Source organism: Armatimonas sp. (assembly GCF_964826245.1).
This window is the reverse complement of record NZ_CBAYMC010000046.1, coordinates 1-21125: the sequence shown is the minus strand read 5'-3', so window position 1 is coordinate 21125 and position 21125 is coordinate 1. Positions and strand designations below refer to the sequence as shown.

Annotated in this window: 16 protein-coding genes and 1 tRNA gene; 5 read left to right on the top strand and 12 right to left on the bottom strand. The window is 58.2% G+C overall.

The genetic code is table 11. From position 1 onward, the window contains the following. Window positions 1–43 precede the first annotated feature (43 nt). Window positions 44–433 carry a cytidine deaminase gene (gene cdd / locus AC1XOS_RS06570; RefSeq protein ID WP_481961418.1) on the bottom strand — a complete coding sequence of 130 codons (390 nt, stop codon included), beginning with the start codon at window positions 431–433 and terminating at the stop codon, window positions 44–46. Between the two features lie 49 nt (window positions 434–482). Between cdd and AC1XOS_RS06565 the strand changes: the two genes are divergently transcribed. Next, window positions 483–2285, top strand: coding sequence for an ABC-F family ATP-binding cassette domain-containing protein (locus tag AC1XOS_RS06565; protein WP_481961417.1), 1803 nt, complete (start codon window positions 483–485; stop codon window positions 2283–2285). Between the two features lie 66 nt (window positions 2286–2351). Here the strand turns inward: AC1XOS_RS06565 and AC1XOS_RS06560 are convergent, their stop codons facing one another. The 3 genes from AC1XOS_RS06560 to AC1XOS_RS06550 form a co-directional block, all read right to left on the bottom strand. Then, on the bottom strand, window positions 2352–3701 hold the full coding sequence (locus AC1XOS_RS06560; RefSeq protein WP_481961419.1) for a prepilin peptidase: 1350 nt from the start codon (window positions 3699–3701) through the stop codon (window positions 2352–2354). A gap of 77 nt (window positions 3702–3778) precedes the next feature. Continuing rightward, window positions 3779–5044, bottom strand: a complete 1266-nt coding sequence (locus AC1XOS_RS06555) for a type II secretion system F family protein (protein ID WP_481961416.1) — start codon at window positions 5042–5044, stop codon at window positions 3779–3781. A gap of 102 nt (window positions 5045–5146) precedes the next feature. After that, entirely contained in the window at window positions 5147–6268 is a 1122-nt protein-coding gene (locus tag AC1XOS_RS06550; RefSeq protein WP_481961415.1) for a hypothetical protein, read from the bottom strand. Window positions 6269–6357: 89 nt separating this feature from the next. Between AC1XOS_RS06550 and AC1XOS_RS06545 the strand changes: the two genes are divergently transcribed. Next, a tRNA-Pro gene (locus AC1XOS_RS06545) sits at window positions 6358–6431 on the top strand. Between the two features lie 21 nt (window positions 6432–6452). Here the strand turns inward: AC1XOS_RS06545 and lpxD are convergent. From lpxD to lipA, 7 genes are read right to left on the bottom strand one after another with little or no spacing between them, the layout of a single operon-like run. Beyond that, window positions 6453–7505, bottom strand: a complete 1053-nt coding sequence (gene lpxD / locus AC1XOS_RS06540; protein WP_481961414.1) for a UDP-3-O-(3-hydroxymyristoyl)glucosamine N-acyltransferase — start codon at window positions 7503–7505, stop codon at window positions 6453–6455. Beyond that, window positions 7505–8632, bottom strand: a complete 1128-nt coding sequence (locus AC1XOS_RS06535) for a hypothetical protein (RefSeq protein WP_481961413.1) — start codon at window positions 8630–8632, stop codon at window positions 7505–7507. Before AC1XOS_RS06535 ends, lpxD begins: the two co-directional genes overlap by 1 nt. A 37-nt stretch (window positions 8633–8669) precedes the next feature. Beyond that, window positions 8670–9338 (bottom strand): OmpH/Skp family outer membrane protein, encoded by a 669-nt coding sequence (locus tag AC1XOS_RS06530; protein WP_481961412.1) that lies wholly within the window; start codon window positions 9336–9338, stop codon window positions 8670–8672. 33 nt (window positions 9339–9371) lie between these two features. Beyond that, window positions 9372–11255 (bottom strand): BamA/OMP85 family outer membrane protein, encoded by a 1884-nt coding sequence (locus tag AC1XOS_RS06525; protein ID WP_481961411.1) that lies wholly within the window; start codon window positions 11253–11255, stop codon window positions 9372–9374. Window positions 11256–11277: 22 nt separating this feature from the next. Then, window positions 11278–11919, bottom strand: coding sequence for a sigma-70 family RNA polymerase sigma factor (locus AC1XOS_RS06520; RefSeq protein ID WP_481961410.1), 642 nt, complete (start codon window positions 11917–11919; stop codon window positions 11278–11280). A gap of 39 nt (window positions 11920–11958) precedes the next feature. Then, complete coding sequence (locus AC1XOS_RS06515) at window positions 11959–17328, bottom strand: translocation/assembly module TamB domain-containing protein (protein ID WP_481961409.1); 5370 nt, start codon at window positions 17326–17328, stop codon at window positions 11959–11961. 12 nt (window positions 17329–17340) lie between these two features. Next, complete coding sequence (gene lipA, locus AC1XOS_RS06510) at window positions 17341–18321, bottom strand: lipoyl synthase (RefSeq protein WP_481961408.1); 981 nt, start codon at window positions 18319–18321, stop codon at window positions 17341–17343. A 200-nt stretch (window positions 18322–18521) separates the two neighbouring features. Here lipA and AC1XOS_RS06505 point away from each other — a divergent pair, with 200 nt between their 5' ends. Beyond that, window positions 18522–19169 carry an ACP phosphodiesterase gene (locus AC1XOS_RS06505; protein WP_481961407.1) on the top strand — a complete coding sequence of 216 codons (648 nt, stop codon included), beginning with the start codon at window positions 18522–18524 and terminating at the stop codon, window positions 19167–19169. A gap of 19 nt (window positions 19170–19188) precedes the next feature. Beyond that, window positions 19189–19545, top strand: coding sequence for an ATP-dependent Clp protease adaptor ClpS (locus tag AC1XOS_RS06500; protein WP_309721686.1), 357 nt, complete (start codon window positions 19189–19191; stop codon window positions 19543–19545). Here AC1XOS_RS06500 and AC1XOS_RS06495 read toward each other — a convergent pair. Then, window positions 19542–20408, bottom strand: coding sequence for an alpha/beta hydrolase (locus tag AC1XOS_RS06495; protein WP_481961406.1), 867 nt, complete (start codon window positions 20406–20408; stop codon window positions 19542–19544). The genes AC1XOS_RS06500 and AC1XOS_RS06495 overlap by 4 nt on opposite strands. Before the next feature lie 97 nt (window positions 20409–20505). Between AC1XOS_RS06495 and tpiA the strand changes: the two genes are divergently transcribed. After that, window positions 20506–21125 (top strand): triose-phosphate isomerase (tpiA, locus tag AC1XOS_RS06490; RefSeq protein WP_481961405.1); only part of this gene is annotated, 620 nt, incomplete at its 3' end.

The following is a 21125-nucleotide window of genomic DNA, read 5'->3' as shown; positions in this document are numbered from 1 at the left end:
GATGAGGAAGAAACTGCATACTATTGTTATCTGGGACGCCGCACTAGCGCGTCAGGTTCCGTGGGGTAAAGGCATGGGGCAGGAGCGCCCCCACCGTCGTTTCAAGGGTTATGATGCCACTTTCATTCACACAAAGCACCGGGCAGTCCGCCTCGGCGAACTCAGCGAGCACCTGGCGACAGGCACCACACGGTGAGCCTCCATCGCGGGTGGCGACGACGACCGCCGTGATATTTTTCGCTCCCGCAGCGACGGCAGAGAATACCGCCGTCCGCTCCGCGCAGTTGCAGAGCCCATAGCTCGCGTTCTCCACATTGCAGCCCACAAACACGCCCGCATCGGTCATAATCGCCGCCCCGACAAAGTAGTTCGAGTACGGCGCATAGGCCCGCTGGCGCACATCTAGGGCGTCCTGAATTCGTTCGGAGGTCATCGGCTCTATTCTACCGCCTGACGAAAGTACGATACACTACCGATTTGGTATGGCAACACTTTTATCGGCGCAGGGAATTGAGGCACGGAGTGGGGGGCGGACGCTCTTCACGGGGCTCACCTTTGGGATTGAGGACACGGAGCGACTTGGACTGATCGGGCCAAATGGCGCGGGCAAGTCCACGATGCTCAAGGCACTGGCAGGGATCGGAGATCTGAGCGGTGGGACGGTCTCCATGCGCCGGGGCTTGCAGGTGGGCTACGTGGCCCAGGACGAAGCCTTTGAGGGCGATCAGACCGTGGAGCAGGCGCTGTTTGCCGCACTCGATGGCACGACACTCGACGAGACGGAAAAAGTGATGCACGTGGAGATCGCGCTGGCCCAGTGCGACTTCGCCGATCGAAATCAAAAAGCGGCCCAGCTCTCGGGAGGGTGGAAGAAGCGCCTCGCCATCGCACAGCAGCTTCTTAAAGAGCCCGATGTCTTGTTTTTGGATGAGCCGACCAACCACTTAGATCTTCAAGGAGTCGAGTGGCTGGAAGAGATTCTGGAGAACCCGCCGTTTGCCTTTGTGGTGATTACCCACGACCGCTACTTCCTGGAAAACACGACCACCAAGCTCATGGATCTCAACTCGGCCTATGCCGAGGGGTATCTCAGTGTGAAAGGTGGCTACTCCGAGTATCTGGAAGCCAAAGCCGCCTATCTCTTAGCACAGGGCCGCAAGCAAGACTCGCTGGAGTCTACGGCGAAAGTGGAGCTGGCGTGGCTGCGACGGGGCGCACGGGCACGCTCGACCAAGGCGAAGGGGCGTATCGAGGATGCGGGTGAGGTCTTTGCAGAGCTAGACTCGGTCAAGCGGCGCAACGCGGAAAAACTCGCCATGGAGAGCGGGTTTAGCGCGTCAGGGCGGCAGACCAAGGAGCTTCTGGTCGCGAAGAACCTCTCGAAGACACTGGGGGGACGTGAGCTTTTTGCTGGCCTTGATCTGACTCTGACGCCTGGGCTCAAGCTGGGGCTGGTAGGATTAAATGGCAGCGGTAAGACGACCCTTCTGCGCCTGCTTTTGGGGACGCTGGAAGCCGACACTGGGACGGTCAAGCGGGCCGATGGCCTGCGCACGGTCTTTTTCTCCCAGAACCGCGACAACTTAGACTTTAATGTCACGCTGCGCAATGCCCTCGCTCCGGCCTCGGACACGATCAGCTACCGAAATAGCACGATCCATGTCACGGGCTGGGCCAAGAAGTTCGGCTTCCGTGAGGATCAGCTTGGCTCGAAAGTCGGGACACTCTCCGGTGGCGAGCAGGCGCGTCTGGCGATTGCCAAGCTCATGCTCCAGCCCGCTGACTTGCTGGTGCTCGATGAGCCGACCAACGACCTGGACCTCGCCTCTCTGGGCTCGCTGGAAGAGGGCATGGAGAGCTTCCCCGGAGCGCTGATTCTGGTGAGCCACGACCGATTTATTCTCGATAAAGTCTGTAACCAGGTGCTGGTTCTCGGCGAGGGCGAGCCGACCTTCTACGCGGACTTTACCCAGTGGACAGAGCACCGTCGCCGACGAACAGCACCGACTGCCGCTCCTAAAGCACCGAAAGCTGCCGCCCCGAGCGCTCCCGTCGCGCCGCTCCGTGCCCTCAGCACCGCCGAGCGCCGGGAGCTCTCCAAGATCGAAGAGACCATCCACGCCGCCGAGGAGAAAGTCAGCGAGATCGAGGCCCGGATGGCCGCTCCCGAGATCGCCACCAACGCCGCCGAGCTCCAGCGCCTCTGGGCCAAGGAGCTACCCACCGCCAAAGCCACCGTCGAGCGCCTCTACGCCCGCTGGGAAGAGCTAGAGAGCCGCAAATAGATCCACCACCGTTTTGGGGCGTTCCGCCGCGCCTTCGGTGGAATTTTCGACAGAAAGCAATTTTTGCTACTGGCCGGGTTTGAGGGGCGGGAGGCCGAGGCGACGACGGGCTTTGGGGTGGCGGATATCCAAGCGGAGCGTGTCCGCTTTTTCGGGGTTTGTGTACTGACGGTACGACTCCATCAGGGCCGGGCCAAAGCACATGGCGAGCATCGCGCCCGCTGCCATGAACGGGACAAAGGGAATCCCGAACTTTAGGCTACGCCCCCGCGCCAGTGCAAGCCCCGCTCCGACGAACGTTCCCAAGAGGGTGGCTACCATCAGTGAGAGCAGACCCAGAACAGGCCCTAGAATTGCTCCTAAACCAAGGGCCAGCTTGACATCGCCAAGGCCCATCGCGCCGTGCTGGCCTGTCTCTGCCTCCTGGGCAAACTCGCTCGCTTCCGCCGCTGCTGCCTCAATCTCCGCACTGGCAGATGCGGGAAGCCCCAGATCATCGGAGCGACAGAAGCGGGCGAGTGTCTGCTGCGGGGTTTCGTCACTGCGGCGTGTGATAAAGAAAAACGCGGTCATCGGGAGTAGCAAGAACAGCGTGCCGTAGACTCGCATCAGTGGCAGCATGGCGAGCATGGAGAGAGTACACAAAAAGGCGGGGGAGAAAGCGAGGCGCGGTGGGGCATCTGTCGTCGGTGGCTCCGAGATTTCTGGCCCGACAACCGCCATACCGCTCTCGGTACTGGGAGCTACCTCCGAGGTGAAAAAGCGGCGTACGACGGCCAAGAGTGGCTCTCCAGGTGTGCGGGCATAGGTGATAAACCCGAAAAAGGAGACCAGAAAGAGCAAGCCGCCGTAGCACGCCGCTCCAGCAAGGGAGAGGGGAAGCCAGCCAAAGTAGAGATAGTTCTCTCGGAACGCCTCCCAGCTCCCCTGTTGCGCGGCGACCACGCCACAGACAATATCGCGCCCAATTCCCAGCGCCAGAGCAATTCCCGTGAGCTCATCTGGGGCAAGAAAGTGATCCAGGTCAATAAAGACTAAGGCGATCAGCACAGCGGCGACCAGAGCGGTCATCACGAAGTTGATCGTGGTGAGCGGCTGGTAGGGAAGGACAATGCTATGGTAGAGCAGTGCCCAGAAGCAAGCGGTGAAAAGCTCGACACAAAAATAGCGCCAGGAAATGGGCTGCTTGCAGTCGCTACAGCGTGCTCGTAAAGAGAGAAACGAGAGCAGAGGGACGTTTTCCCAGAATGTGATCAAGTGGTTGCAGTTGGGACAGTGGCTCGCAGGCTTTGAGAGATGCTTGCCCAAGGGGAGCCGGTAGATCACCACATTGAGGAAGGAGCCAACAATGGCTCCATACATAAAGGCAATGGTGTACCAAATACCATCTACCAGTTCGGGCCAAGGAAAATCCATCACAGCATATTATCGGGTAAACGGCAAAAAAACGAACCCTGATGCCACGCATCAGGGTTCGTTTTATTTTTAAAGACTTACTTGTCGCCGTCGCCGTTGTCGCCGGAGAGACCCTGGATCAGGCCGACGAGGGGCAGGAACATCGCAATGACGATGTAGCCGACCGTGAAACCTAGGAAAACGATCAGCACGGGCTCGATAGCGGCAGTGAGGGACGTAATCGCCGCATCTACTTCGCCGTCGTAGAAGTCAGCGATCTTGGAGAGCATGGTGTCCAGAGAACCTGACTCTTGTCCGATGGAGATCATCTGAACGACCATAGGGGGGAACATCTTGGACTTGCGCAGTGGCTCAGAGATAACATCTCCTTCTCGGACACGGGCACGAGCATCGAGAATCGCGTCGGAGAGGATCTCGTTGGAGACCGTACCCGCCACGGTTTCTAGCGCCTGGAGAATCGGCACACCCGAAGACAGAAGTGTCGAGAGCGTTCGGGAGAAGCGAGCGAGGGCCACTTTATGATTCAGCTTACCAAAGACCGGGATCTTGAGCTTCGCGCGGTCGGCCACACGCCGCCCAAACTTGGTGCGAGTGAACATCTTAAAGGCGACGACAGTGACGGCCACGGAGCCGAGCATGATGTACCACTTCTCAACCAGAAAGTCAGAGAAGATCTTGAGGCTCATGGTCATGGCTGGGAAGTCTTCAGCCTTGAGTCCTAAGTCAATAAACATCTTCAAGAACTGGGGGACGATGTAGATTGTCAGGAACATCACGATGCCTAGAGCCACGGTTGAAACAATGATGGGGTAGGTCATCGCTGACTTCACCTTGCGGCGCAGCTCGACGTCTTTTTCAAGGAAGATCGAGAGGCGCTGTAGCGACTCTTCCAGCACACCACCGACCTCTCCTGCGCGGATCAGACCGACAAAGAGGTTGGAGAACACCGAGGGGTACTTGCTCATCGCCTTCGAGAGCATGTTACCGGCTTCGACTTCGGCGCGCAGATCAAAGATAATTCGGCGTAGCTTGGGGGACTGCGACTGCTCCGAGAGAACGTCTAGGCAGCGTACCAGAGACACACCGGCATCAATCATGGTAGAGAACTGGCGACAGAAGATCGAGAGGTCATCGAGCTTGACTTTCTGGAACTTGTCCAAAAAAGTTGGCTCGTTTAGCTGTGCTTTGGTTTTCTTCTTAACGGTTTTCGCGGGGGCTACTTTTTGAACGGAGTAGCCTTGCTCCGTCAGGCGCTGTCGCAGCTCTGCGGGGTTGCTGGCCTCACTGGTGCCGGTCAGTGATTTGCCATCGGTCGCTCTGGCGGTATAGGTGAATGTGGGCATAGAGTCTCTTTCTCCTGCAAGGTAGTACCTAGAATAAACGTGGTATTGTCTCCAACGGTTACGGCCTACCCGGAAATATTATAGGCAAAAATAGTGCTTTCGTCAATCTTTTCGCCACGGCAGGTGTACGGAGGCTCTTTTTCCCTCCTCACCCACCGGTCCAACACTGAAAAGCTCATAGCTCTCGCCTTTCTTTTCGTAGCGAAAGGGCTGGCGGGTGTAGGGATCGAGGCTCCACTCTGCCAGCTTCAGCGTCTCAAGGGAGTCCGGCAGTTTCTCCCACTCCCACCTGTACTTTCGTATCGCTGCATGGCAGTAGAGGAGCTGGCACTGGATACGATCTTGTATAAATTTTTCAACCGCACGGGGATAGGCGGGGGTGACCAAATTGACCAAAGCAGATTCAGGAGATCCTTCAGGAAGCTTTGGTTCCTTAGGGAGCTGGCTCGGATCGGCCAGATAGACTTGAGCGCGTCGCTGATGCTCCCTGGCATTATCTAGGAAGGCACTGAGGATGCGTTTCTGCTCGCCCGGCTGGTTGCGCAGCGCCTCTGCTCGGGTTCGTAGCTCACGTTGGGTCTCCTCATCATCCGGTAGGAGTTCTCTGAGAGCCTCAACGGGGTTCTTTTCGAGCAGGGGAATCAAACTCTCAATAAAGCGCATCTCAGCGGCGAGTGCCTTCTCCGCGTTGCCCCGATCTGCCTCGACATGCTCGCGGAGCGTGGCTTGCACTCGGTCGCAGTCGCGTGGGGTGAGCTGCTCTAGGTGTATCTTGATACGAGCAAGCAGAATCGCGTCAATCGCGATCCCAACCAAGCCGCCGATCAGCACGATGGACTTGGGTGCGCTTCCAAGACGAAGCCCTTGGGAAAAGCTCACCAGAGCGGCGGCGGTGCGCCCCTCCGAAAACAAGACATGCATCTCGGCACCCAGCAGGCGGGCGCAGTCACGAAAACCTGTAAACTCTGGAAAGGTAGTCGAGAGCGTCATCTCACGAATAGGGGAGGAGAGCGGCTTGAGCATCGCGGCATCAATCAGAGCACGCGCCTGACGAACCGGCAGGTCGCTGAGTGCACGCCGACGGCTGGAGAGGGTGTTTTTCTGCTGCGCCTCGGCCCAGAGCGGGCTGCTTTTCAGAAGCTCGGCGGCGCGGACGAAGTCTTCGTAGGCGTTCTTACCCGTGGGCTGCGGGAAGAGCTGGGAGAGGACGGATTTTTCTTGCACGGAATTCTTAACGCAGAAAGTGGCTAAATGGTTGCGGCCTGTGAGTGAAGGTGATAAGATTCCCCTTGCCGCTTGATGAGAGCGGCCCTCGGGGCGTGGCGCAGCTTGGTAGCGCGTCTGAATGGGGTTCAGAAGGTCGCACGTTCGAATCGTGTCGCCCCGATTGGAAAAGCCCTCCGCTTGTTTAAGCGGAGGGTCTTTCTTTTTCTAGCTCACCGAGACGCTTCTCTAGCTCACGCATCTTCTTGAGGAGATCGGGCACGCGGGCCTGAGCCGCTTGCTGGCGCATCATCTCTTTATGGGGACGCGCTGGGAAGCCAGAGACAAACGAGCCCTCCGGGAGGTTACCGACCACCACACCACGGCCTGCCACCACAGAGCGGGCCCCAATATGGGCTTGCTCCACGGCGCCCGACTGTCCCGCAAAGACCGAGTAGTCGCCAACGTGGACACCGCCTGCGAGGCCCACTTGCGCAACGATCAGGCAGTGCTTGCCGATCTGACAGTTATGGGCGATATGAACCAAGTTGTCCAGCTTGCTGCCCTCGCCGATACTGGTGACACCGGTCTTGGCGCGGTCTATGGTGCAGTTTGCGCCAATTTCCACGTCATCCCCGATCAGAACGGTGCCGATCTGGGGCACTTTCCGGTGCTGCCCTCCTACCATCATGTAGCCGAAACCATCTGCGCCTATCACGGTTCCGGAGTGGATAATCGTGCGGCTACCAATCCGAGTTCCATGGAGCAACGTAACATGGGGGAAAATGACCGTGTCGTTGCCAATCTCCACATTGTCACCGATGTAGCAGAGCGGGTGAATGGTCACGTTTTTACCCAACTTGACGTTCTCGCCGATTACGGATTGGGCTCCAATGGAAACCAGCTCACCGTGCTGTAGGTCGCTCCCAATCACTGCCGTTGGGTGGACGCCACGTGTGGCATAGACCTCGGGGGCAAAGAGATCCAGAAGCTGGACAAAGGCAAGGCGTGGGTTTTCAACACCGATGACGACCTTGGAATCGCCAGAGGATACGGCGGAGAGAGGGGCAAGGATTGCGGAGGCCATCGAGCGCTGAGCCGTCTCCAGAAAGCGCGTGCTCTCTGCAAACGTAATGTCACCCGAGCGTGCCTCTTCTATAGACGCAATTCCGCAGATCACGGTCGCCGGATCGCCGTAGAGGTTTCCCTGTACCACTTCCGCAATCTCAGCCGCCGTTCGGGGACGTTGCTCTTTCATCACAAGCTTACCTTTATCCAATTTGCAAACTCCATCGTGCGGTCGGGTAAACCGGGCCGCGGGGTAAAAGACACCTGAATCCGTCGGCGCTGGGCCACATCTAAGACCACCGCCCGTAGCTCTGCCTCAAGCGGGGAGGTTGCACTCTCTTCTTTTTTTCTTAGTGTTTGTACCGTCGGCTTGATAGGCAAGATCGCCGCTTGAGGAGGGCGTATCGTCGCACTAGGTCGCTTTCCCACCGCCCGTCGCGTGGGCAGCTCCTCGGCCAGAAGAATACGGCTCAGGTTTTCTTCCTGATCCAAGCGTAACAAGAACGTCTCATCGCGGCTTTTAATTCCCTCTAGGCGCTGTGCCACGCGGCGACGAACCTCTTCATCACGCTCTTGAGCGCTCTGCTTGCGTTTCTCTTCCGCCTTCGCTTCGACTTGAGCAACCCGCGCCGACATCTGGTCACAAAGGACTTTCAGGACATCTCGCGAGGCAGCATAGAGCACCCGTGGGTTCCGAGGGGGGGCACCCTCTGCCCAGAGAACTTTGGCCCGTCGTATTTGTGTGGCCTGGTCAACCTGTATTTCGGCACGGAGCCCTGCCTTCTTAAGGCGTTCCACCTCGGCTGCTACTTTCTCTGGCTCGTCGCGTACTAGGAGCGTGTTGTTCTCCGGGCTTGCGAGTGCCTGTGCAACTTGATATTGGGTCTGTGCCAAAAAGATGTCATCCTTCAAGAGATTGAGCTGCTCTACGATAGATCTCTGGGCCTCTTCACGGTCTTCCTGTGCCTTACCTGCGACCAAGAGCTGCTCCTGTGCCTCAATCTGCGCCTTACTGATCTCCAAAAGACGTGCTTGCCGCCGCTGTAGACGTTCCCCAAACTCCTGGATGCCTACCTGATCAGCACCCATAAGGGCATCACGGCCCGCCAAACGACGTCTCTGTGCCACGTCCCACCCGGATGTCTGTGCCAGAAGCTGCTCTTTGAGAAGAGACGGATCCGCCGCCTGTTCCTGCGAGAGCGGCTGTGACGAGGGCATCTTGGGCAGAGCTGCCGAAAGCCGATGTTGAGCCATCAGGACATCTAGGCGAACCAAGGCTTCGGTGGGCTTTAGTGACGGTGTAGGCTTCGGAGACAAGCTACTGCACCCCACGAAAGCCACCAGAGCGATGGTGCTACTTCTGGAGGATCTTAACCACATCGTCCGTGATGTCCGTGGACGCATAGATCACGATATTGGAGTTGAAGACCATTGCGAGATTCTTTTCCTGCGCGACTTTCTTCACCGCCTCTTTGACAGCCTTCTCGAGCTGATCCTCAAACGAATCACCTCTTTCTTTGATGCGACGCTCTAGCTCGGCCCCAATTTCGTTGAGGAGAGTGATTCCCTCGTTCTGAAGATTACTGAGGCGCTCTAGCTCTTTTTTCTCTGTATCCTTAAGGGTGCCTTGTGTCCCCGCGAGCCGGTTGAGGGTACCAGCGCTCTGATCCGCTTTTTTCAAGAGATCTGTCGCACGAGTGCTCTCTGCCGCCGTTGCCTTATCGCCTTTTTCGTAGATCGCAGAAAGCTCGACCATCTCCGGTTTGCTCAAGAAAATTACATTTCCTTCCTTGAGTTTATTGAAGACTCCTGCCATAACCTTGCGAAAGACATCAAACTGGCTATCTAGGTCTTTTTTGAGCTTGGACTGAGCCGCACAGGACTGGAAATCTACGATGCCGAACTGCTGCTGAGCATGAGCCGGTGTGGGGGTGACGAGAGGAAGTACCACTCCCCCAAGCAGGGAGAGGGCAAGAGGCGCTAGAAAACGCACGGTACGCATGCGGTATTGGAGCGAGATCATCGGAAAAAGTTTCTCTTTCTTGAATCGGATATTTTAGAAGGCTTGACCAATGGAGAAGTGGCTTCGGGCGGCACCATCGCCAAAGCCGTAGTCAAGGCGAACGGGGCCAACGGGAGTCCTGACACGAATACCCAACCCAAGGCTTGTGCGTGGACGGAAGGTTTTTTGTTGCCCAAACCCTGCGATATTTTCCTGGTTAACATCCGCTGCGCCCCATGCATGACCGATATCCATGAACAGGACTCCGCCAAGCTGGTTTTGTTTGTCAAAGGGAATACGCAGCTCATTGGAGAGCAAGAGCATTTTATTTCCCCAGAAACGATCATCGAAGAAGCCGCGCAAGTTGTCTGCGCCGCCCATAAAAAACTGTTCGGAGAAGGCGATATTGCCTGTCGCAATCCCTGCCAGAAGTCGAGTTGCTAGCACGCGTTTGCCCTCGCGCAGGTTATTGGCGGTACGGCGGCCATTGAGGGAGAGGTAGTTTCGTGCATCAAGCGTGTACTTGGCAAAGGCGCCGTTCTGATTACGGTTGTCAATGAGCAGGCGAGGCTCACCCGTTGCGCCAAAATTGGGGTTGAGTCTTGGTTTCTCATAGTTAAACCGTGAGCTACCGATCTCGATCGTGGGCGAGATAAAGTAGCCACGGCTTGGGTCCTGCTGGTTGTCTGTCGGGTTGGAGATCATTCCAAAGCTAAATGCGGAGATGCGACCGTTTTGTACCAGCGAGCCACGCAGGTTTCTAATATCTTCATCACTGAGGGCATCGTAGTTTTGCTGAAGGTTGTTGGCCTGCACCCCCTCAGCACGAACTCCCGCAAAAGCACGCGTGAAACGGTCTTTGGTCAGAGGGCGAGAGAGGTTAAAGCCGGTTCCCTTACGCTCCTCAAAGTACTGATTGTTTGACTGGTCATTGGTAAAGTTGGAGGAGAGAATGCGGTTGAAACGAAACGCGAAGCGGTCGTAGAGGTTGACACTCATGGTGGTGTTTTGCTTGTCAAGCCAAGGCTCAGTGAAGCCGAGCTCGTAAGAGTTGCGTGAGATGCCGCCTGCCACCGACCACTGAAGATCAAGGCCCTGGCCCTTGCCCTGGTAGTTTTGCTCGTTTAAGCTGACTGTGCCGATCAAGCGCTGGCGAGGTGAGTAGCCGACGGACACACCAACCTGGCCCGTCCGCTGCTCTTGAACGGCAATCGTCACCTTGGTCTTGTCCAGATCACTTCCAGGCTCGGCGTTCGTCACGGCATCGAGAAAGATATTCAGTCGCATGAGCCGCGAGAGGTCCTCTTGGAGCAAGTTGGCGTTGTAGGGCTGTCCGATCTTCGTGCGAAGCTCCCGTGACAGAACGTATTTCTTGGTCTTGGTCACTCCCTGAAAGTCAATCGCCTCGACAACCGTCTCCATGATAGGAATCGTGAGGGTGCGCGTCTTGGGATCGAATAAGACTTCATCCAGCACAACGAGCGCAGTGTAGCCTTTCTCCTGGTAGAGCTTAGGGAGCGCATTGATATCTTTAGCAAGAAGCTTCTGATTAAGGACATTGCCCGGTTTGACCTGCATCAGGGCTAAGAGCTTGTCATTGGAGAGAACTTTGTTGCCCGTAAACGTGATGACATCAACTACCGGATTTTCGGTGACCGTGAAGGTAAGCCGGATACGGCTATCAGGTAGCTCCTCAAAGCGCGCGGTGACGGTTGAGTAGAGGCCTGTCTCTAACAGCGCCTTCTTGGCATCGTCAAGACCCTTATATTTAAACGGCGACCCCACTTTAAAGATGGGATTAAGTGCCAGAGTGGGAACCGTCTCATTGGTTTTCTCTCTGCCAAGAATCTGAATTTCCGCGATAGGGCGGTTTTCTTGTGCCACTGCCACGACAGCCACACTGAGTGCGGCGACACTCATCCCTAGTTTGAACCACATGACGAAAAAAACTCCTAACCTTCTAACCTTGTCCTTGGCGACCGAGCCATCCCCGGTAGTAGGGCTCAAGTCGCTGACGTACTTTATTACGGGCACGGTGCAAGCGGGTCTTGACCGCAGGCACCGAGAGGCCCAAAATTGTCGCAATCTCCTCGTAGGGCAGGTCTTCCCAGAGGTCTAGAATGAGCACCTCACGGTACTCGGGAGGGAGTGCCTCCACCGCCTCTTTTATCTTCTGCCCAAACTCTGTCTCCAAGAGTAGCTTCTCAGGGGCACTGCGCCAGTCGGCGATCTCCCGAGAGAGCTCTCCGGACTCACTCTCGCGTGTCTCATCCAGAGAGTAGCCTTCGCGCTCACGCTGACGGCCCCGCTGCTTGTACCAGTTCTTGCAAAGATTACAGGCGATCTGGTAGAGCCATGTGTAGACTTGAGCATCGCGGCGAAACTTACTCCACGCCTTCCAGGCATTGGTGAAGGTCTCCACCGTAAGGTCTTCCGCATCCTCTGGGTTCTCCGGGCCGATCATGCGCAAAATTAGGTTGTAGATGCGAAGCTGATACTTATCCCGGATCTGATCAAAGCTTAGGCCACGATCATCTGCGCTGGTTGAATGCCCTTCTGTACTACCCACAATGCCACCTCGGTAGACAGTTGTGCCTGACAAACGTTTCAGGGTTTTGCCTGAGCTGGTTTTTCCACGGGCTCAATAGCGCAGGGTCCCTCGAAGAAAGAGCTGGTTATCACGCTGCTCATTCGTGGACGCACCCAGCTGAAGACGGCTCCCACGACGGAGCTGACCGATCTCGTAGTTTAGGCTGTAGAACTGTGGCAGGAGCACGCCACCGGTGCGGGTCTGGAGTGAGCGCCGCACCTCCAGAGTGACTTTATCAAAGGGCTCCGGGAGGCGACGGATCAGATAGAAGTTTGCCAGCCCGCCAAGACTGTAGTCCACGGAGAAGTTATCCAGCCCGAAGAACTTGCTGACCTGGTCGGTAAACGGGGTGAAGAGCGTCCCCGTCAGACCACTTCCCAGCATATTAAAGCTGTCTTTAAGTGCCTGCTGGGAGTTACTGCCGACGAACTGAGTGAGCATCTGGTAGGGAACGATTAGGGACAGAAGGGCAAACTCACTTAGCTCTGTGTCGGAAGAGAGGCGAATGGGGTTTGTCTGCGTCCGGCTAGAGTCGCGTGTGGAATCGCCCATCCGAATGAGCCCATTGAAGCGCGCCGTGACCGTAATGCGTCTCCCAACGAGGCTATCGGGAATCTGGTTGCTGGCCCGGTTAGGATCAAAGAGTGTGGGAGAGCTCTGCGAGGACTTCACCGACGATGCGCTGACAAGAACTTTTCCCTCCGCCACGACATCTTGCATGCGAATGTCGAGCTGGAGCGCATCTTGCCCCGCCTCGAAGCGCTTGGCATACGTCAGGCGAATCTCCCCGCCACGCTGAACCGTAAAGCGTGAGAGCGGGTATTGGTAGTAGCCTCCGGTCGGAACAAGAATCCCCTCGATCTTGGGGGCCGCCAGATCGCCGGAGATGGTCACTCCCCCGTTGCCTTTAAACTCAAAGCCCGCCAGGCGATCGGGGTTGACAAGCCGGGCATCGGTGGTTGTCTCTAGGGCGATGGCAAAGCGTGGGTTAAAGGCCAGTGCCTGGTTCTCAGCGGTCTCAGGGAGCTGACGCTTTGGGGTGCGGAACGTGAGGTCCTCCAGGCGCAGTTTCCCGGTTGCCGTCGTGGCAATCGTGGGCGTTAAAAGTGGCCCTTTGATGGTGAGCTGACCGTTGACCTTGCCCTTGAGCGCCTCTTCAAGCCCGCCTCCGATTTTACGAGTTATGCTCTGGCTCATCAGGAGGGCGGTGGCATTGTCGGCATCGATCTGGAAGTCTGTGAAGCGAGCTTTGAGATCGAACTCGCCCCGTAGCTTGGGGGGGGCCTCGATCTCCTCCTTGCGCACAAAGAGGCGGGTAAAGTCCTCCAGGTTCTCCAGGCGGATCACGGAACCCGGCTCGAGCGCTAGTGTGCCTGCGCGGGCGACCTTGGTAAGCGCTTCTAGCACGACAGGCTTACCACGCTCTTGTTTTGGGACAGGAGGAATGCCTGTCAGAACCAGCTCCGCCCGAGGGAAGCGAATCTCCTTGCCCACAAACTCCGCGACGATATCCAGGTGCTGGATCGGGTTGAGAACCTCGCGGTTTGTTGGCTTGGTGGGGTTGGGAAAGCGTATGGAAGAGTCACTCAGAGTCAGCTTTCCTCCCAAGCGGGGCTCATTGAGGCTACCCGTGACCTGGATGCCCCCTCGGATTGTCCCTGCTAGCTGGGTAGAGTTGGTTTTGAAGTACTGCGCGAGTGTCTCCAAAGTGATACCCGTGCCATCATCAATGGTGGTCTGAAGGTTGATCGGGCGGTTGGCCGCGATTCGGCTATTGATCGGGTCGTAGGGTAGCGTCCCCGAAAACGTCAGGACTTCTTTGTTGTGTGCCACACGACCATCGGAGAGAGCAATGCTCCACTCCGTCTTGTTAAGACCGACAAGCTCTACCTGGAACCGGAACTGGTCTAGAGTCAGTGGGGGGACATTGAACGTATCGGTGCTCCCGGTTGTCTCACCCAGCAGGAGGTTATCTCCAAAAAACGAGGCGGTGATACGAGGCGTGCTCGCCGTGCCATCTGCCGAGAGGGTTGCGGAGGCTTTCCCTTGGATGGGCACGGGAATCGCCTTTGGCACAAGTGCCTTGACCAGATCCAGTGGGATCGCGTTAGTATCCAGTGTCAGATGGTACTCCAAGGGCTCGTCTTTGCTGTAGGGCAAGCGGAGCCAGCTCTTGGCCGTGACCATCTCACCGGTCTTGGGGTCGCGGTCGGGGCGGGGGAGCAGGCGCAGGATCATGGGCTCGTCGTCCTTCGCATCTGCTAAGTTCAGGGTGGCGGAGTCCAAGCTCAGGCGCTCATCTGTAAGCGTTGCGCGGGCGGTGAGCTGTCCCGTTACGGCTGTCTTACTCCCCTCGGGCTGAACCGTTAGCTCACTTGTGGTAAGCCGCAGGCTCGCACGACGGTCTCTAGGCCCAGTGGGGGTGATCCGAGTCGAGAGAGTACCCGTGAGGCTTGCTGTCGTATTGATGGTCGTGGGGATGTTATAGAGCGAGCTGAGAAAGTCGCGGCCCTCCTGGGTATCTTCGAGATGGGCATGGCGCAGCACCTCCACGATTTTCTGGAACTTGGCCTCGGTCACTGCGATGCTGGCCGAGAGCTGCTGGGACTCCAGATCGTAGCGAACCTCGCTGAGAGCAAGCGTAGCCGCTCCTGCTCCCAGCTTCAGAGCTGCCTGAGGCAGGGTAATGGTGCCTCGCAGGGGGGCATCTTCCACGATCTCGGGGCTGATCTGGATATCGCTGATATTGAGTTCGGTCAGGGGGAGTCCTGCCACTTCTATTGGGCGAGCTTCGGCAAGATGAGCGGTCAGAAGGGGGCGCTCTTGGGTGCCCGCAAGACGCAGTGTGGCGGAGACGGCCCCCGTGATACCAAGCTGTTTTTCCACCAAGCCACTGAGCGAGGAGAGAGCCTCCAGATCAATACTATTGGCGACGAGTATCCCCGAGAGCTTTTTGTCTGCGCCAAGCTGTGCCTCCCCCGTCAGCGTCCCCGTGGCCGTGGCAAGCTGGATAGAGTGAACCCGCAGGTTGCCCGCTTCCTGACTGAACGCTAGGGTTCCGCCTTCGATGGGAAAATCCGTTACTAAGAAGCGGCCTAGGGTTGCCTCCCCGGAGATCTGCGGGTCTTTTGCATCTCCGGTGATCGTGGCCTTGGCCGTACGCACAAAACCGCTCACGGGCGGCTTGGGAACACCACTCCACTCTAGGTCGTTGAGAAGCTTGCGGTAGCCCGGCAGCTTCTGGAGCGTGGGAGGAGCATGTCGCCCCGGCTCATCGCTGAGCTGCGCGAGAATCTCATCCAACTCGACATTTTCTGCGGTTGCGGTGAGATTGAGCTGAGCGCTATCTTTAGCCCCCGTGATCGTCCCATAGACCAGCGCCACGGCGGGGGAGTGTGCGACACGTAGCGGCTGCATCGGGTCAAGCTCAATCCGCACCTGGCCCGTAGGCAGGAGGCGTAGGCTGGCACGCTCCGCATGGGCGGCATCGGCGACAAGGACATGGTTGTCGAAGCGATAGCGGGGCTGGAGAACCGTGATATCGCGCAGCTGAAGGAGGGGCGCTTTTTCGGTGCCCGTGAGCTGGGCCGAGGCCGAGAGGGTTCCTCCCGCACCGGGAAGGCCAAAGGCTTCGGTGAGCTTGCCAAGATCCGCACCGACAAGGTGAGCTTCCAGCGCAAGGGCCCCTCCCAGCTCACCCGACCCGGCGACACGAACCGTCCCACTATTTCCCGAGAGCGCCCCATCCAGCACCTGGAAGCGCTTACCATTGAGCGCAAGCCGGGCGTTGGCGTGCGGGAAGCTCAGTCCCGCGATACTGAGCTTCGTGGCCTGAGCCAGCCCTGATGCGCTCAGCGTCTCTTTTTGAATGGTGCCCCGTAGATCGGCGGAGAGCTTACCCGAAGGAGCTGCCTTCAGCCCTTTAAGAAGCCCCACGCGGGTAAGCTCCGCGCCTCTCAAATGGGCCTCAAACGTCCCCGAGCGGCTCTTAATCGCATAGCTTCCTTGGCCTGTGAGGGTTCCTCCCCCCGCCAGGCGTGCCGTGATCGCGCTTGCCTCGACCGTGTTCTGATGGTAGCTCAGGCTCGCCGAAGCCTTCACGGTTGGCAAGCCCTGCCAGCTTGCCGTGATTCCTGAGACACGGGCCACAGCGGCGGGATTTTGTAGTGTCCCCGTAAGAGTCGCTCCTTCTAGGCTGGCGAGTGGCCCAAGGCGCAGCTCTCTGGGGAGCTTGAGCTTGGGAAAGAGCCTCATCCCCGTTGCGATAGGCACACGCGGCATGGTGACTGTCACGGCGATTTGTGGGCTCTGGCTCTCTAGGGCGCTAAGAGCTCCATTGGCCGTAAAGCTCTCCCCAAGCGCTTTTCCACGGAGTGAAGCGGCTAGGAAGCTCCCATCATAGGTCGCCTGCCCTGTGAGGTCGGTAATGGCTGTCTTCGTGGGCTGCTGGAGCAGGACATCCACGCTTGAAAACTGCGCCTCCGCACGGATGAGCGGCTGGGGATCTTTGGCATCCCGGAGCAGTAGCGCGACTTGGGCGGTTGCGCGTCCACGTGTGAGGGTGGCTGCTGGGCGGGGCTTGATGGTGTAGCGGAGCCAGTAGGGGATATCGGCATTGCGGACCGTCGCAACAAGGCCGAGCAAGGGCTGGTTTGCTTTTGGGCTATCATTGCGTGGGCCGGGCTCGCCGCGCCGAACTGTCCCTTCGAGCTCCAGTGGCCCCGAGAGACGGCTCTTTGTCAGGCCAGCAGGGAAGCACCTGGCAATAAACCGAACCGTGCGCGAGCCCATAAGATCTACGGTAGCATCCAGGCCCTCTAGGCGATTCTCTTCAAGTTTCCCTGGCGCACGCAGGCTGGCGAAGTCGCGGAATCTTAGCTGAGCCCCACGGAGCTTAACAAAGGTCTGGAACGCGGGCTGCGTTAAGTCGGGCGGCGTTTTGGGCTTAGGAAGAAAGCTCTCAACACTAAGCTTGCCCTCAGGAGTACGGAAAATCAGTACCTCAGGCCGCTCGACAGTCACCTCACGGAGCCCATTTTCGTTGAAAGTTCCGGCTTGGAGGGCCGTAGGGGAGAGCTGTGCGCTGACTTTTGGCACGCGCAGGAGCCAGTCTTGGCCCGCCCAGCGTCTCTCATCAGGACGGCAGCCCAGCTCGATATCTTCCGCTTCAACGGTAATCACCTCCCGCTGAAGAGCTGCTTGGAGAGTGGCTATACTCAGCTCTGGGGTGAGCTTGCCGATTCGCACCGGGCGCTCCAAAACCGCAGAGGCCTCTAGCTCGATGAGGGGTTTGCTGGCGGCAAGCTGCTCGTCGAGGCGTCTCTGGACCTGCGACCCGCTCCAGCGGACAAACGCGAGCGGGGGGGCGATGGCAACCGCAAAGGCAATAAGCCCATTGGCAGCGGCCCCGACGCGTCTCACGGGAGTCTTATCTCAGAGCACCGCCAGAGGCTGTGTCAGGCGGCGCACACCGGGTGTGGCCGGGCGTGGAGGAGGCATGCCGCCTTCGAGATACTTCTGGCGAAAGTCAATGGCGTTGTACGACGAGCGCACGAACGGCCCGGAGGCAACATAAAGAAAGCCCATGTCTTCAGCGACTTTTTTGTAGTGCTCAAAACGCGTGGGGTGGACATACTCGACCACGTCTAAATAGCCCTTGCCGGGCTTGAGGTACTGCCCCAGGGTCACGGCATCCACGCCCGCATCTTTCCAGTCTGAGAGAACCTGCATGATCTCTTCTTCGGTCTCGCCGAGCCCCAGCATGATCCCTGATTTTGTGTAGATCGTGGGAGCTAGCTCTTTGACGGTGCGTAGGAAGTCCAGAGACCGCTCGTACTTGGCCTGAGGACGGACGGTTCGGTAGAGGCGTGGTACGGTCTCGGTGTTGTGGTTAAAGACATCGGGATGGGCATCACAGACCGCCTGAATCGCGAACTTTCGTCCTCGGAAATCCGGCGTGAGAACTTCAATACTGGTCTCGGGAAGCGCTTCTCGGAGAGCGGCAATCACGGCGGCAAAGTGGGAGGCACCGCCGTCCAAAATCTCATCACGGTTCACCGACGTGACAACCACGTGCTTTAAGTTCAGCTCTTTGGCGGCATCTGCGAGGCGCTGCGGCTCCTGAGGGTCGAGCGGCTCGCCCCGGCCTGTCTTAATGGAGCAGAAGCGGCAGGATCGGGTGCAGGTGTCGCCCATGATCATGAACGTCGCCGTTCCCTTGCTCCAGCACTCGCCAAGATTCGGGCAGCGTGCTTCTTCACAGACGGTCACCAAGCGCGACGAGCGCATGAGCCCCTCGACCTTACCAATGTCTTTGGCACGGGGGACTTTAATGGTCAGCCACTCGGGGATGCGGCGGTGGATCTTGGGCTGGAGAGTGACCAGCTCGGTTTCGACGGTAATTTCTTCGCTCACAGCCTTAGAGTCTATCGCGCAGAGGTAGGGCTCTGCAATGCCCTCCTCCCCCGCCCCTCCTCCCAACCCTGCGGAGGCAGGTTGGGGAAGGGGAGTCTCTCTAATTACAGCGCCTCTTACAGCGCCTCTGCATAATCTCCCCTCTCTCCCCCTCCTCCCAGGATTGGGAGGAGGGGCGGGGGAGGAGGGTACAATGTCCCGTGAACTTTCTCTCGCACCATGCGCTTGCCCGTCAGCTTGCTCCCGATGAGCCGCCACTGTTCTACGCCGGAAATCTCGTGCCGGACTGGCTGGGGATCTCACAAGAGGGCTCGCTCAAAAAACGCCATGTGGAGGGGAAGACGGGGTCACTGGCAGACGGGGCGCGTCTGCACTTGGCCGCCGACCAGCGCTTTCATACAGACCCGGTTTTTGTGGCACTCTGCGACGAAGCCAAGGTGCTCTTTGCGCCCGTGCCGCTGAAGCGCGTCTTTTTCTTTGCCCATATCGCGGTGGAGCTGGCAATGGACTCGTATCTACTGCGCTCTGACCCCACCCACGCCGCCGATCTTTTTCAGAGACTGACGCGCTGCCTGCCCGAGATCGCGCCTCAGACGGCCTTATTGCTGGAGCGGGAGTCACTGCCAGAGCTGGCGGGAGTTGCGGAGCGATTTCTGGAGAATCGCTGGATCCTGGCCTACGAAACCGATGCGGGCCTGGCGCGACGGCTGCTGCAGCTTGGGCAGCGCGTGGGGATTGAGGCTCTCGATCCTGACGCTTCCCAAAAGCTCCCCGAAATCTTTGCGCAGCTCTACCAAATTGTGGCCCCGGAGACACTGGGGCTGATTTCCCGCGCGGCTCCCATATGATAAAATCTCCGGTAACACTATGCCGACAACGATTGAACGCCCCGACCTAGAGGAAGCTCCCACCCTTCCCCCAGACTTTGTTCCCAGCCACCTCGATATGCCGGGCTTGGACGATTTAAGTGATATCCGCGAGGGTGTCGAGATCACGGGCCCTTGGGTCGTGATTCTCTACAACGATGACTGGCACTCGTTTGATGATGTGATCGGGATTCTGCAGAAAGCCACTGGCTGTACGGTCGAGGCTGGTTTCCAGATCGCCCTCCGGGTGCACCTAGAAGGCCGCGCCATTTGCTTCTCCGGCTCCCAGGAAGAGTGCGAGCGCGTCGCCAAGATCATCGCCAGTATCCGTCTCCAGGTAGAGACCGACCGCGCTTAACACGCCTCTTTTAAAAACGCGACGACCCGCTCTCCGTAGTGGGGAGCGGTGTGGACGCTCTCCGTGTGTCGTGCTCCCTCCACCAGCCAGAGCTGGGCGGTCCCGCCTGATGCAGCCTGGAGCCGATGGGCGTGATCCGGGGTGACGAGGGCATCTTGCGTCCCGTGGATCAGTAAGACGGGGCGTGGTGCGATCCTCCCAATGGCCTCCTCGGGGGCAATCCGCGTCGTTGAGGAACCGAGAAAACGCTCTCCCATGGTCTGTGTTGCGGGTGTGAGAGCGCGGGCGAAGTTTGCTCCAAAAAGTGTCTCCAAGCGCTGCCGAATCGGGCCGTCCATGCGGGCAAAGCCACAGTCCGCCACCACTGCACGGACACGTGGCTCCTGAGCGGCGACCAGCAGCGAGACGGCGGCTCCCATGCTCTCGCCCATGAGAAACAGCGGCAGCTCCGCCAGTGATTCCTGCATCTCGACCCAGCGGATCGCCGCTTGAAGGTCACGGGGCTCCTCAAGGCCCAGCGTGGCTCGCTGCCCTCCGCTCCAGCCATGTGCTCGGAAGTCGTGGAGGAGCACGATGTAGCCCGCCTCATGTAAAAATTTCACGTAGGGAAGCATGGTCTCTCGGCAGCCTGTGTAGCCATGAGAGAGCAAGACCAGTCCCTGTGGCTCCGGGTGAGGCACGAGCCAGGCTGAGAGCCGAATGTCATCGTCTGTGGTAAAGCAGGCGCGGGTGTAGTCTAGCCCAAGGGCCGTTTTCGGGGTTTTTCCATGACGGCGACGGGGGGGATGCAGGAAAAACCAGGCAAGCGCTGCCGGGAGCGCCAGGGTCGCACTGCCTAAAAGAAAAGGGAAGAGTCGTCGCACAAAAAAACATACGGTTTCCTTTAGAGTATAGTTCCCTGCTAATTCTGGGTATGATAGACTTTAGGGAGCGGAAACGTCCGCTTTTAGAGGAGAGATAATGGCACGAACCCCAATAATTGCGGGTAACTGGAAGATGAACAAGGGGACTGTGGCAGAGGCATCAGCACTGGCACAAGAAGTGGTTGCAGCGGTTGCGGGAAAGAGTGGGGTCACGGTGGTGGTCTGCCCTCCGTACACGGTCTTACACACCGTGCGCACGGCACTCACAGGCTCCTCGGTCGTCATGGGAGCACAAGATGGTTTCTGGAAAACGACCGGGGCCTACACGAGTCAGATCTCAGCAGAGATGCTCAAAGATGCAGGCGTGAGCTATGTGATTCTCGGCCACTCGGAGACGCGGGGACGTTTTGGGTTATCTGAGCCCGAAGAGACCCTGAAGCACTATGGGGAGACCGATGCGACCGTCAATCTCAAGGTAAAAGCGACACTTGCGGCGGGCTTGTTGCCTATTATCTGCATTGGCGAGACTCTCGATGAACGTGAGGGCGGCAAGACCGATTTTGTGGTGTCCTCGCAGGTTGCCGGTGCACTCACTGGGGTGACAAACGACCAAGCCTCCAAGCTCGTCTTCGCGTACGAGCCTGTCTGGGCTATTGGAACGGGAAAAGTCTGTGATGCTGCCGAGGCCAACCGTGTCTGTGGCATTGTCCGCAAGAC

Coding starts and splice junctions, on each gene's coding strand:
- AC1XOS_RS06560 (WP_481961419.1), bottom strand. CDS start 3,701: ATGGATTTTCCTTGGCCCGAACTGGTAGATGGTATTTGGTACACCATT.
- lpxD (WP_481961414.1), bottom strand. CDS start 7,505: ATGAAAGAGCAACGTCCCCGAACGGCGGCTGAGATTGCGGAAGTGGTA.
- AC1XOS_RS06530 (WP_481961412.1), bottom strand. CDS start 9,338: ATGATCTCGCTCCAATACCGCATGCGTACCGTGCGTTTTCTAGCGCCT.
- AC1XOS_RS06525 (WP_481961411.1), bottom strand. CDS start 11,255: ATGTGGTTCAAACTAGGGATGAGTGTCGCCGCACTCAGTGTGGCTGTC.
- AC1XOS_RS06500 (WP_309721686.1), top strand. CDS start 19,189: ATGCCGACAACGATTGAACGCCCCGACCTAGAGGAAGCTCCCACCCTT.
- AC1XOS_RS06565 (WP_481961417.1), top strand. CDS start 483: ATGGCAACACTTTTATCGGCGCAGGGAATTGAGGCACGGAGTGGGGGG.
- AC1XOS_RS06555 (WP_481961416.1), bottom strand. CDS start 5,044: ATGCCCACATTCACCTATACCGCCAGAGCGACCGATGGCAAATCACTG.
- cdd (WP_481961418.1), bottom strand. CDS start 433: ATGACCTCCGAACGAATTCAGGACGCCCTAGATGTGCGCCAGCGGGCC.